The organism is Cohnella hashimotonis, from assembly GCF_030014955.1.
In the GTDB taxonomy this organism is placed as follows: Bacteria; Bacillota; Bacilli; order Paenibacillales; family Paenibacillaceae; genus Cohnella; species Cohnella hashimotonis.
On sequence record NZ_JAGRPV010000001.1, the window covers coordinates 5,198,210 to 5,211,233 of the forward strand.

Annotated in this window: 8 protein-coding genes; all 8 read right to left on the reverse strand. The window is 59.1% G+C overall.

The window, feature by feature from the left end; all coding sequences use genetic code 11:
* Positions 1 to 2: 2 nt before the first annotated feature.
* A complete protein-coding gene (locus KB449_RS20995; protein WP_282910225.1) occupies positions 3 to 860 on the reverse strand; it encodes a GNAT family N-acetyltransferase in 858 nt (285 codons plus the stop codon).
* 79 nt (positions 861 to 939) lie between these two features.
* Complete coding sequence (locus KB449_RS21000; RefSeq protein ID WP_282910226.1) at positions 940 to 2,034, reverse strand: GerAB/ArcD/ProY family transporter; 1,095 nt, start codon at positions 2,032 to 2,034, stop codon at positions 940 to 942.
* Positions 2,035 to 2,057: 23 nt separating this feature from the next.
* The gene (locus KB449_RS21005) at positions 2,058 to 3,164 is read right to left on the reverse strand and encodes a Ger(x)C family spore germination protein (protein WP_282910227.1); all 1,107 of its coding nucleotides are present in this window, start codon (positions 3,162 to 3,164) and stop codon (positions 2,058 to 2,060) included.
* Between the two features lie 7 nt (positions 3,165 to 3,171).
* Positions 3,172 to 4,662, reverse strand: coding sequence for a spore germination protein (locus tag KB449_RS21010; RefSeq protein WP_434082516.1), 1,491 nt, complete (start codon positions 4,660 to 4,662; stop codon positions 3,172 to 3,174).
* Between the two features lie 132 nt (positions 4,663 to 4,794).
* A complete protein-coding gene (locus KB449_RS21015; RefSeq protein WP_282910229.1) occupies positions 4,795 to 7,125 on the reverse strand; it encodes a hypothetical protein in 2,331 nt (776 codons plus the stop codon).
* Positions 7,122 to 9,026 (reverse strand): beta-N-acetylhexosaminidase, encoded by a 1,905-nt coding sequence (locus KB449_RS21020; protein WP_282910230.1) that lies wholly within the window; start codon positions 9,024 to 9,026, stop codon positions 7,122 to 7,124. Before KB449_RS21020 ends, KB449_RS21015 begins: the two co-directional genes overlap by 4 nt.
* A gap of 17 nt (positions 9,027 to 9,043) precedes the next feature.
* Positions 9,044 to 12,175 carry a DUF5722 domain-containing protein gene (locus KB449_RS21025; RefSeq protein ID WP_282910231.1) on the reverse strand — a complete coding sequence of 1,044 codons (3,132 nt, stop codon included), beginning with the start codon at positions 12,173 to 12,175 and terminating at the stop codon, positions 9,044 to 9,046.
* Between the two features lie 15 nt (positions 12,176 to 12,190).
* Positions 12,191 to 13,021, reverse strand: coding sequence for a carbohydrate ABC transporter permease (locus KB449_RS21030; protein WP_282910232.1), 831 nt, complete (start codon positions 13,019 to 13,021; stop codon positions 12,191 to 12,193).
* Positions 13,022 to 13,024: the final 3 nt, after the last annotated feature.

The following is a 13,024-nucleotide window of genomic DNA, read 5'->3' on the forward strand; positions in this document are numbered from 1 at the left end:
TCTCAACCGTCCAGCCGCGTCCAGGTCGTCCGCACGTACCCGAGCTTCATCCCGGCCCGGTCCATATCCCGATGGCTTTGAGACAAATAAGCGCATTGACCCACGGCAATCCCGCAGCCTCTCCGGTGAGCTTCGTCGATTCTGGCATCCAGCAGCCGCCGATGGAGCCCTCTGTTCCTGTAGGCCGGCAGCACGGCCGCGAAGGTGAACGAAGCTTTATTATTTTGGGTAAAAAGAACGCCGGCGCCGGCGGCCACGCCGTCTACGTAGGTGAGATAGAACTGCCACCCCGGCCTGCCGTGCAGCACTTGGTTGTTCGCGGCGACAGATGGGATTCCCGCGTCCGGCAATCCCGTCCCTCTGCAATGGATGGCCGCGTACAGCTCCAGTTGATCCTCGCGAAGCGCCTCAATCGAGATCGTCTCCTGCTCAGGCCCCCGACCCGAAGCCTGAACAGAATTCAAATACGCCGGCACCGCTTCCCGCCGTTCGGGCTGCACATACATAGACGTATGAATGCCGGAAGGATAAAATCCCGCCTCCGTCAGTTTACGGAGCAAATTCGAGCTCGCCAGGGCAGGCACCGCTTCGAATTGAACGGCACGCCCCCTGTCCCGGTAGAAAGCGACGATCGAATCGATCCGGTCCGCATCCGCCTCGGCGAGCCCTTTTACCGTGTTGAAGGCGGGCCAAGGCATCGTCTTGCTGTAAAAGCATACGGCATTTCCAAATCGCTCGATCTCGACGCCTTCCGGATTGCCGGGTCTGTCCCGGATGGCCTCCATACGATCCATCATAAATTCGATCTCAGAAGCCTCGATATCTCGAATGAGCGCAAGCGAGGGCTGTAATGCATTCATCAAGGGGATCCCTCCAGCAATAAGGACTATCCCCTGATTTTACCACCCCACTTCGCGAACCGTCCCTTTTTTTGACCGATCAACCTGACTTCGCCGAGAAACGCGAAATGACGAACACGAGCGGAACGTACAAAAACACCAGAAATTCTCCGGTTTTCGCGTACAATTCAATCATTCTCCTCGTATCCCCGGGGTCGTTGTCGATATAGAAAAAAATCGTGAACAGCGCCAGCGCGCCGATCAGCGCGATCCGGGGCCTCACCCGCAGCTGCTGCTTCAGGCTGTGACAGGCGGCCCACAGGCCGAGCGATATGTTCGACACCATCTTGAGCAGCCATAAATTCAGCACGACGTATTCGAGACGCTGCATAAGCGGCACATGAATGATCGAGACGATGCTCAGCGTCGGCCAGACGGTCTCCTTGAGCTGCTGCGGACTGAAAAACATGAGCGAGAGCAGCAGCATGACGATATAAATGAAGGCCGCGGCGCCTGCCGACATATAGGCCCATTTGGCGGATCTGGCGCCCTCCTTGATGAACGGATATACGGCCATCAGCGTCACGCAGCCCAAAAATTGCTGGGCCATCAGCCTGGTCGAGCCGAAGATCGCCGCGGCGCTATGATCGAACGCAGGCATCAGGTTTTGCGGATGTAAAAACGGAAAAACGAGCACCGTCTGCGGCAGCACGAACAAAAAGATGCTCAGCGTCCCCCAAAAACAAATGCCCGCAACCGTCTGAATCCCACCGGACACCGTATAGTACAGCAAGCCGAAAATGCAGAGCACGAGCGGCCATTGATTCATTTCCGGGAATATCCACACCTCGATCACCTGCAAATAAAAGCGCAGCGTGGCGAACGCGCCCCATAGAAAATAAAGAACGAAGCATAGGTTGAGGACCGCGCCAATCGCCCGGCCGAAATACCGTCGGTTGACCGCCACGAGATTGGCCCCCCGGGCATCCTGACGCGCGAGAATGCCGAACATCATCCAGATCAGAAGGCCGATGAACAGCGACGCAGCCAAGACGGCGATCCATGTATCCTGCTCCGACGCGGCCGCCACGTATCGCTGAAAATCCATAAGTCCCGCTCCGACCAGACTGACGTAGAGCAGGAAAAACAGATGGATGGCCGACAGCGTGTATTTGTCGCTTTTCGTTTTGTCCAAGAATGCCGTTCCTCCTCCCCGCCTTAATCGATCGTCCCGCTTTGCACGAGCTTCGCGCTCACGCGCACTTCGGTTTTCATTTTCGGATAGGCTGCATAGAACGCTTCGCCGTCCCAATGCCGTCGATGCGTCCGGGCGTAATCGCCGAAGCCGGCCGGATCGATGCGCAGCTGTTGGCATTTTGCAATAAAATCGGATAGGCCGCTCTCGATAAAACGTTCGATCGTTCGCTCCATCTCCGCCGCTTGCGATACATCTTCGATTTTCACCGATTCCGAGATGCTCTTGATGCCGACGGTCATATGCAGCGCGATCTTGAAGGACGGCGCCGGGCCGTCCGTGCGAAGCCTCCAGGAAGGACGGGAATTTAATATGCGAAGCAGCAAAAATTGATGGGAGCCCCCCTTCTCCCCAAGCGTAACGAGCAGCATGCCCGCGCGCGTTTTCTCGGACAGAAGCTTCAAATACAGCATCTCCGCGCCTTTTGCTACGGCAACGACCCGATCTTCCTTGAACAGGGCGATGCCTCCCGCCTGCGGCCGACGGCGGCTGTCCATCGTGATATAGGGCAAGTAAAAATCGCGGCCTTCGCCGTAGTAGCTGTACATCACCTCCTGCAGGTTTCTGCCCGGCAGCTCGGCCGTTCTCGAATTCTGCTCGATCATGCTGGTGAGAAACAGCGTATCGTCGGAATCGGTGGTCGCCGCCATCGTCTCTCTCGCTGTCGTATCCGCGACGGCTAGCAGACAGCGGTTCTGAACCTTCACGTCTCGGGACAGCATCTTCAGCACATGCGCGATGCCATGCTCGGCGTACGCTTTGCCGAACAGCATGAGCTTCATCTGTCCGTATTCGATCGGCTTGTTGGTCTGCCGGTTCAGCAGCGGCACCATATCGAAGCTGTTGTACGACGTCGTCTCGAGCAGCTTGACCTTGGTCTTGTCCTGATCGGTATACTCGCCGATCAGCATGCTCGTCACGATCTTTCCGTCCTGCCTGTCGTAGCCCGCCGTCTGGACGAGCGAGATCCGGTCCACGATCTGCGAGCTGCCGCAGCCGTTCAGGGCGAGCGTCACCGTCAAGAGCGCGGCGAACCCGAACCGTCTGACCGTTTTCCGTGCGCCGCGCATGCCTGTCTCACTCCTCGTCAAAATCGTTGCTTCGCTTCTCGGGGGTCGGCTTGTACCGAACCGTCTTACTCGGCTTCAAGTAACTCGGCCGCGAGCCGGTAACGGAATAAGAGGAACGCACCAGACTATCCTTCAAGTCCTTCGCCCGTACCGGGAAGAAGGGGACGGTATACGGATACCCGAGCGATCGAAGCTTGGATAGATGCACGAGCAGAAAGCAGACGCCCATGGCGATGCCCATACTGCCCCACGCAGCGGCGAGCAGGATGATGGGAAAACGCAAAAAGCGGATAGCGTTGGACATTTTGTAGATCGGCGTGACAAAAGAGGTGAGCGCGGACAGCGACACGATGATGATCAGAATGTTGCTGGTCAGCGATGCCTCGACCGCCGCCTGGCCCAGAATGACGCCGCCGACGATGCCGAGCGACTGCCCGATGCGGCTCGGCAGGCGCGCGCCGGCTTCTCGCAGGAATTCGACGGTGATCTCCAGAAAGAGCACCTCGAGAAACGGCGCGAACGGCACGTTTTCCCGGGAATAGATCAACCGGCCGAGCAGCTCCTTCGGGATGACCTCGTAATGGTACGTCATCAGCGCCACGTAAAAGGAAGAAGCGAATAACGAAAAAATGACGCCGAAGATGCGAATCACCCGGAAAAAGGAACCTAAAACCCACGGCAAAAAGTAATCTTCCGGCGAAAGAAAAAAATCGAACAGCGTGGACGGACCGGTGATGAAGTACGGGGAGCCTTCGCTGATCACGGCCACCTGTCCCGTAATCAGCGCGTAGACGACCCGGTCCCGGCGTTCCGTCGTCGTGAACAGCGGGAACGGCGTCCTTGAATTGTCCGCGATGATCTGGTCTAGCTGCGAGGTGTCGAATACGACGTCGAAGTCGATGTCGCTAAGACGCTTCTCCATCTTCGCGACATTCTCGTCGTTCGCGATGCCGTCGATATATAGCATGGCGACTCTCGAACGGGAGACGGAGCCGACGACGATCTCTTTGAGCAGCAGATCGGGCGTATTCAACTGCGCGCGCAGTAGATGGATGTTCGTATCGAGGTCCTCGATAAAGCCGATCTTCGGGCCGACGACGCTGAACTCCATGTCCGTCTCGTTGCTCGCCCGCAGCCCCTTCTTGGCCGGCAGCGAGATGAGGGCGCAAGATTGCTCGGGGGCATTGCCGGGATAAGCGAGCAGGTAGCCTTTGAAAATAAGCTTGCGTACGCGCTCCGGGTCGGGATCGGTCTCGACGCCGTCCATCGGGACATGCGCGAGCAGCGCCTTCAGGTCCGCGCTCTCCTTGGCCTGCGTCGAGCCTTGCAGCGCATGCAGAAGATGGCCGAGCGCATCCTCGTCGATCAGCGTTTTATAATAAGAGAAGCTGAAGCTGATTTTCCCGGTCGTTAAGGGCGTCGTCACGAAATCGACGGAGCGCTTGCAGCTGTCCAGGACGGCCGTCCTGGTGTCCCATTGTTGTTCCGGCAAATTCATTCCTCCGTTGGCCGACCGTTCCGCCTTTTCCAATAGTATCCGGTTATCCGAAGGCTTTATGCACGGGCCGAGCCGCGAAAAAGCTCCGCCGGCAGGCTGGGCCTGAGGGCGGAGCTTTAGATGGAATTTACTTTATCTAACCAGGCGGACCGCGCACTTCACGCCGGCGCCCGGGTCGCGAAGCGTCATCGTTCGCTCGTCGACGCCGACTCGCCACGCCGGACTGCCACTCTGCGCGTCTACAGATTCGACCGCTTGAATCCGGTACCCGTCATTCAGATACAGACTGACCGACAAGCTCTCGATGCCTGACGGCAGGGCGAGATCGATCTCTATCTTAGTCGCTGCGCTTCTACTTACGCTTAACGAAAGCGGACCGAACACGGTGCCCAGCCGGGACGCCCGGACGGATTTGCCGACCTCCAGCCATTCCGCAGGCGCGCTCGGCAGCAGATACAGCCGATTGCCCTCCAGAATATACATCGTATTCAAGATCATCTCCATGATACGTCCGTTGCCGCTTCCGTTCGGCTGCCAGGGAGACAGCCACGGGAGCTGCGGGCTGAAGCGTTCGTGCACATGGTTCGTATCGAGCGTCGTCGAGAACGCCATCGTCGAATAGAAGTAACGCAGTGCCTTCTCCCGCTCGCCGCGCAAGCTCCAGGTCCGGTGCCAGATCCGTTCCGAATGATTGACGTAATAGAGGTCGATCGGCGCCCCCGCATGCCGCTCCTGAAGCGCCCCGAGACTCGGATCCTCCATCTCGGGCAGAAGAATGGCGAACAGGTCGCTCATCGCGTACTTCTGGCGCATCTTGTACTCGATCTCGGGAATCCGCTCGTCGAAGGCGTCGATCAGACCCGTATCGATAAAGCTGACCGGACCGTCCCAGGCATAGAGGGCGGTTCGCACGTCCGATCGAGTATACGCCTCGTTCGGCATCCACCGGACGCCGTCGGCGTCTGTCTCCGTTCCTCTCTCGATTGCATCGCGTATACACGTCCGGTAATCGTCGGCTTCACGCGCGTATCGGGAGCCTTCCGGGTGTCCGATCTCTCCCAGAGCCGCAGCCATGCCGCTTAGGCCCCGCCAGGTCGTGACGTCGGAGAAGAAGAAGTAGCCTTTGTCCGGCCAATCGTGCACGCGCCCTTGTGGCAGGAGCCCGTAATGGGCGACTTTGCCTCCCGTTTCGTCTAAGGTTTTCGTGGCGGCGCGTTCCCGGCACACCCATTCGCAAGCTTTGAGAACGATGGACAGATGCCGCTCCAGCCATTCCCGGTCCTTGGTAACCCGATAGTAATCCGCGAGCAGCCCCAGCACGGCACCCGTCTCGCACATCCAGAATATATAAGCGCGGAAGGAGCCTTCCGGGGATACGATATCGCCCTCGGGACCGACGCTGTTCTCTTGGGTGCTCAGAAAATAATTCAGCGTTCGCTTGACGATATCCGCCTGTCCCAGCCGGGTCAGCATGCGCAAATAGGCGGAAACCTCCCACGTATAAACGACCGTGTAGTCGTTGAACCCGCCTTGCCCCGGCAGCGCCGAGCCGTCCGCGCGCGCCGCGATCAGCTGCAGGGCGTTGGTCCGGGCGGTATCGAAAATCGTCTGAATGACCGGTTCCGGCACCTGAACCAGGACTTCATCTGCGGTATAGCCGTCCCACATCGACCGGCCGGCCGCAATCGCCGCCTCTTCGTCCGGCAATGGAGAGGTGTCATTCCCTTCAGTCTGTCCCTGTCCGCCCACGAACGTATCGCGAATCTCAACCTGAATATGCTTGGTTTCTCCCGGTGCGAGCGTCAGCTCGAAACCTAGGATATGATTGAACTCTCCCGCCCGGCTCAGATAGGTGACGCTCGAAGCCTCGTCGGCGCTATAACGCAGCAGCGTCGACCCGTCGGCGTGCAGTAAGCTGCCCGAGGCCGCGCCCAGCGGCGCGTGCGTGAGCGGCATGCCGTCATGCCAGGGCTCGGCCAGGCTTTGAAAAGGGACATAGTCCTCGTTGGCATGCTCGTAAAACCGATCGTGGCTTGTCTCGGCGTTCTGATAGAACCAATGCCCGGTCCGCGACCGCGTCGGATGGATGTTGGTCACCTTCAAGTATTGATGAATGCGCATGCGGCCGTCCGCGCCGACGGCCGTCAAGCTGGTCAAGCGGTGCCTGAAGTCGCCGTCGACATAGGACGAGAACAGGATCGGCACCTTCGGCGAGAGCAGCGCCTGCTCGACCTGGCGAAAATCCAGAAACCGCGGCTGCTCCGCCGAGCCAATCAAAAAGCTGTGGCCGCGACGCAAGTCCCCCCTGCGTCCCAGCGCATCCTTGACGATGACGGTGCCGTCCGGACGCACCTCGGCCAGCGTGGCCGACAATGGACCGTGAATGTAAACTCTCTTCGACCGCGTCCGCGGATACAAGCCCGATATGCGGTTCCAATCGGGTTCTTTTGTCCCAATACTCATGCCAGTTCCAATCCCTTCAACGCTTCTTGGTATTCGCCCGCAAGCCTGTCGAGCGGCACGAGACTTTCCTTCATCCCGCCCGGCCGATTGCGGCTCAGCCATATCCGTTCGTAATCGCTCTTGATATGCGCAAGCTCCCGCAGCATGGCGGAGAGCCGCGCCTTGCGCGCCGCCGTATCGTCCGGTGCCGCGTGCTTGTACAGGCCGAGCTCGGTGCCATGCAGGATCAGCGCGACCGCATTCTCGTACTCGGCGATGACGAGCGCCGCATCGTCGCATGCCGGCGCCGCCGCCGCAAGCTCCTCCCGCAGCGCGCTCACGTACGCCGCTACGCGCTTGAAGTCCGATCGTGTCAGATCCGGGAGCGCTAGCCGGTCCAGATCCCGGTTCGTGTCGGTAAGCTGGTGGTAATACAACGTTCTGAAAGTGCCGCTCCCGTCGAAGTTCGTCTTCTGCTCCTGCAAGTAATAGTTGCCGAGATCAAGCGCGAACTGCCCCAGCCGGTTGTTGCGATCGAGGAAAACGAACCGGTCGAGGTAGGCGGCGATATCCGCGTCGATATTCCGGTCCACGCTCCAGCTCAGCGCCGCGCCGTAGACGAACCCGGGATAGCTGATCGGCAGATGATGCCAATGATGCGGCGAGCCCCAATCCGTGTTCAGAAACCCGATCGCGCCGAACTGCTTGCCCCGCAAGGCGGCATTGCGCAGATTCGACTTCATGTTGTCCGTCAGGCCGCCGATCGTGTTCCAGCTCGAGGTGCCCGGACACACGTAATACGGAATGCCGTGCTTCATCAGTGTTTCGCAATGCGCGGGATCGGGATCGTCCGCCGAGTAGCCCCACTCCAGCGCGATGAGGTCTTTGGGCAGCCGTTCGATCAGCTCCGGATAGGCCGCGATGATTTCCGCCCAGAACATCATTTTCTTGCCCTTTTTGCCGACCAGCGCATTCAGGTTCAACAAATAATCCAAGTAAACGATGCCTTTGCCCCGCCGCTCGCATTCGGCCTGGCTCTGCCCTTGACCCAATTCGAACGTTTCGTCGCAGCCTACGTTAAAGTAGTCGGAGGAAAAAGCGGGCAGCAGGTCGTCGAACGTGCGCTCGAGAAAGCCGAATACGGCGGGATCGACCGGATTAAAGGTCGTCGGGTGATACCGCCCCCACGGCGCCTCGCAGCCGTCCGGGCATTCGGCGAGCGCGTTGAATTCATCGCGGATCAGCCAGGGCGTCATATGCCCGAAGCTGTTCTGATTCGGCACGAGATCGATGAACCGGTCCGCGCAGTACCGGCTCAGCTGCCTGATCTCCTCGGGGGCGATCGGCGTGCCCGCCTCCCATACGTCGGGAAAGGACGGATACGCGTACGAGAACCCTTCGATATAAAGCTGCAGCTGGTTCAGCTTGAGGTCCGCCATCAGGTCGACGACGCGATACAGCGTCGCAAGCGTCGGGATGCGGTCTCTGCTGATGTCGAGCATGATGCCGCGAGCTGCGAAGTCCGGATAATCGGAAATGCGAAGGCACGGCAGCGACGCCTCGTCCCTGCGCGCCCAGAGGATCTGCTTCAGCGTGCTGACGGCATGGAACGCGCCGGCTTCGTCCTTATAGACGATCGACATCCCGTCCCTTCCGATCTCCAGGTGATAGCCTTCCGGCGGAAGTCTGTCCTCCCGCTCGAAACGCAAGCAGTCCGCCGCCGACACGCCATCGCATACGATGGACAACGCGCTGCCTGCAAGCTCTCGGACAAGGCGCTGCGCTCGCTTCGCGATATCCGTCATTCTCTCGCCCGCCGCCGACGGCAGCCGAATGCGGCCTTCCCGCGGCAACGCGTATTCCCCTTCCGTATATAGCAATTGCTGCGGATGGGGGACCAACAGCATGTTCTCCTCTATCATCACATCTGCTCCTTACCTTATTGAGACGCCGGTTCGTAGACCGAAGGCAGCGATACGTAGTCCACCGCGATCGTCCCCGTGCCGGCTCCGTTATTGGACAGGTCGAACCGAAGCTGGCGGATCGTGCCGTTCCACAGCGGTTCGTCGTCCATTCTGACGGCGTATACGCGCGCCGCGGTGTCAAAAGGAACGACCGTAAACGTTTTTTGTCTCAGCTCGCTCGCGCCCGTGTCGGTCGTTCGCGACCAATAGATTTTCGCCTGGGTCGCGGACGTGCCGTTTTGCATGCGTACGAGAATGACGCGGTGCGCATCTGCGGCCAGTCCAAGGTTGTCAGGCGTATAGATGAAAGGATCGGTCCCCGTTATCGTCTGCTGCAGGACGCCTCCCGCGACAGAGACCGTCATATCGTTCGCCGTGTTCCATCCCGCCAGGTCGCCGTTCGTCGCGAATTCCCAATGCGGGTCCGCCGCGCTCCCGATCCGGATATAATCGATCGAGAACGAGCCCGTGCCGCTGCCGTTGTCGCTCGGATCGACGCGCAGCTGCGTAATGGTGTTCGCCCAGGTCGACGTGCCGCTCAGGTCGATCGTATATTCCCGATACTGGTTGTCGTTGGGTACGATATCAAACGTCCGGGATTTGCTCTCCGACCGCGTTCCGTCCGACTGCGTGGTCCAGTACAGCTTGCCTTTCGTTGCCGTGGTCGCGTTATTCATGCGGATGACGACCCGTTTGTTAACGGCGGCGTTCTCGGCAATGCCATACCTCGTGACGAACGGATCGGTGCCGCTTACCGTCCCCTGCAGATAGCCTCCGGATACGGCCAGTCCGGTAATGTGATTCTCCGCGACCCAGCCTTCCGGATTGCCGTCGGTATTGAATTCCTCGCCGACCCGGCGATAGGATACCGCCGCCGCCGCGCCGAGCTCGTCGATCTGGAATCCGGCGTTCCATGCTGCGCCGCTGTTCGCCCTGAACCATACCTTGATCTTGTCGACCGACGTGCGCCCCGGCCAGCGGGAGACGTCCAGCCCCAGCCGGTTCCAGCTATCGGGCGTTATGGCGCTCAAGCCCTCGACGATTCGATCGCCGCTGTACAGCCGTACCTTCACCTCGTACTTGGTGGCGCCCGCCGCGCCGCCGAACGCGTTGACCGCCAGATAGAAGTACGGCGTGGAGGAGAGATCCAGCGGCGTGCCGAACGTTTTGACCAGTCCCTTCCATCCCGCAGCGCCGTGGGTGGCCAAAGAGGTATCGAACGCGGCCTGGAGCATCCCGCTGCCCGCATACGGCGTGCCTGGCGCGTTCGCGGACGCGGTCGCGCGGGCCGCCTGATTCGTATAGTCGGCCGGCTGCCATCCCTCTTGATCCGTATTGAAGTTGGCAATAGGCAGGTTGCTTCCGCTAGTCGCCGTAATCGGCGCCAACTTGGTCGTCGTCTCCGGCGTCCGAACGTTCAGCCGCGTCGCATCGAAGCCCGGAATGATCTCCGACCAATCCGACACGCCGATGACGAGCTTGGCGAAGTCCGATACGTTCGCGGATTCCGAGGTATCGATCCACTTCATGACGTTCCATATTTTTTTCTTGGCCGCCGGCTCGTTCGCGATCGCCGAACCGGTATTGCCCGTCCAGATGCCCAGATTCAAGCCCGATTCGAACTTGTTGTCCACGTGCCGATGCAATATAAACGAATCGATGCCGTCGTTAAACATCGCTTTGTAGTAAGCGTAGGCGTATGCCGCCGCCTGCACGCGCTGATCGCCGGGATCGTTGGCGTCGGCGGAGTGGAAGCCCTGCTCGGACAATATGAGATGCCGCTGGGCGTTATTGTACCGATACTGCGGCTGGTTCAAATACTGCGTCAGCACCTGAATGTTTTTGAACGTGATTTTCTGTGTATTGAAGCTGTCCGTCGCCGTCGTATCGTTCCAGGTGCTGGGCACGAAGATGTTCTCGGGATAAGGATGGTAAGCGACGTTCCAAGGGAAATTGCCGGCGGCGGCCGCTTGCGCGTTCAGCTCGTCGAGCAGCTGCTTGCCCTGGAAATTTCCCGCCGAATCCGCGACCGTCCACAGATGATCGAGCGACACGTACACGCGGGCGTTGCTGTAGGCCTTCTGCGCGGCCGTATGGACGATTCTTAACGTGCGTACATAGTCCTTCACGAATTCCTGCAACGTTTTCGCGCCCATGTTGTACCAGCCCGTATGGGTGTTCACTTCGTTGCCGACGATATAATTCACGGCCCGCCCGTACTGCCGGTCGGCTCTCGTATAGCGCTTCACGATAAATTCCGTCACGGCTTTAAAATATTTAGTGTTCGCGTCCTTCGTATTGAAGGCGCCGACCGTGCCGCCGTTATTGTCCGGATGAAGCATCAGATTGGAAGGCGCGGTGATCCCGTTCGGATAGATCAGCAAAATGAGAGAAACGACGATGCCGTTGTCCGACAAAGACTTTACGTCGCGGTCGAAGGCTTCGATTATGTCCTTGTCGATATAGAAGTTTTCTCCGTCCATCGCGTAGGTGATCGTGTCGCTGCCGGCGGCCGAGCGCAAAATGTTGCCGTAATCGAAGTTCAATGCCGCATGCCCGATGCCAAGCTCCTGCGCGTCGTCGATCAGCTGGACCTGCAGCCCTTTTTTGGTCGCGGACAACGGGAATGCTTCGTTGCTGGCGGCGACGCCCGAGAAGGTCGTCACGTACTTGGCGTCCACGGGCGTCAGCGTTCCCGAGCCGCTCCGCAGCGCGACGGCAAAGCGATCGTAAATCAGGTCCTTCCCGGCGGGATCGAACCGGTCCGCGCGAATCGTGAACGCATAGCAGGCTTCCGCGGTTCCGGAGCCGACCGCTTGGCTGACCAACGGCGTTTTCGATCCCAGCACCGGCGCGCTCGGATCTTCGTACGGCTCCAGCGCGAATAGCTGCAGGTTCTGAACCGCGCTCGTCCGGGTCCAGCCTTCGGCGACGATCTCAGTACTCGTGGCCGTAATGCCGTTGATTGCGCCGACGCCCGCAGACACGCACGGCACAGGCGAGACGACAGCGCCCGCTGCCGCCGCCGTTCTCCCGAACCAGGGCGTCACGCTTCCAACCGCCAACGCCAAAGCCAAACCTGCCGTCGCCCATCTCATTTTCGTCATCGATATTCTCCTCCGCTACATTTTTAACGCGCCTTGGGACACGCCTTGAATGTAATACTTCATGCCGAAGCTGAACAGCAGGACAAGCGGAAGCGACGAAATCGCGTAGGCCGCGAATTCCACCCCCATATTCGATACGCCGAACTGGTTTTTGAACTGGGTTAACCCGACGCCGATCATCTGGATCGAATTGGACTTGATCGTGAGCAGCGGCCAAATGTAATCGTTATAAATGTTGAGCGAGGTCATGATGAAAATCGTCATCAATACCGGCAGAGACAGCGGCAGCACCATCCGGACGAATACGACGACTTCGTTGGCGCCGTCGATTCTGGCCGATTCGAACAGCTCGTTGGAGATGCCCGCCATGAAGCTCCTGCACAGGAAGATGCCGAACACCTGTCCGACTGCCGCCGCATTGATAATAATGACCCATGGCGTATTGAGCAGTCCGAGATCCGCGTAGAGCACGTAGGAGGGAATAAGCGTCAGTACGCTCGGAACCATCATGAGGGCCAGGATCAGCATGAACAGCGTTTCTTTTCCCAGAAACCTTTTTTTGGCGAACGTATAGCCCGACAGCGCGGACAGGAACACCACGAGCGCGCCGCCGACGAGCGCATACAGGACCGTGTTCATCGTATATCGCCAGATCACGGCGAAACCGTCGCCATAATTACTGAAGTTCGGCGGGACCGGCAGCGCCCAGAAATCCCCGTAAATTTGCGCGTTGTTTTTCAGGGAAGAAATCAGCATAAAACAGATCGGCGTCAACGTAAGCAGGACGAATAAGCCCAGTATGAAATAAAGCAATCCTTGCCGAATCCAGCTTGCGCGGGTAAGCATGTT

What these genes read in the sequence shown, in the direction of transcription:
- KB449_RS20995 (WP_282910225.1), bottom strand. Translation starts at nt 860, where the DNA reads ATGAATGCATTACAGCCCTCGCTTGCGCTCATTCGAGATATCGAGGCT.
- KB449_RS21005 (WP_282910227.1), bottom strand. Translation starts at nt 3,164, where the DNA reads ATGCGCGGCGCACGGAAAACGGTCAGACGGTTCGGGTTCGCCGCGCTC.
- KB449_RS21010 (WP_434082516.1), bottom strand. Translation starts at nt 4,662, where the DNA reads ATGAATTTGCCGGAACAACAATGGGACACCAGGACGGCCGTCCTGGAC.
- KB449_RS21015 (WP_282910229.1), bottom strand. Translation starts at nt 7,125, where the DNA reads ATGAGTATTGGGACAAAAGAACCCGATTGGAACCGCATATCGGGCTTG.
- KB449_RS21020 (WP_282910230.1), bottom strand. Translation starts at nt 9,026, where the DNA reads ATGATAGAGGAGAACATGCTGTTGGTCCCCCATCCGCAGCAATTGCTA.
- KB449_RS21025 (WP_282910231.1), bottom strand. Translation starts at nt 12,175, where the DNA reads ATGACGAAAATGAGATGGGCGACGGCAGGTTTGGCTTTGGCGTTGGCG.
- KB449_RS21030 (WP_282910232.1), bottom strand. Translation starts at nt 13,021, where the DNA reads ATGCTTACCCGCGCAAGCTGGATTCGGCAAGGATTGCTTTATTTCATA.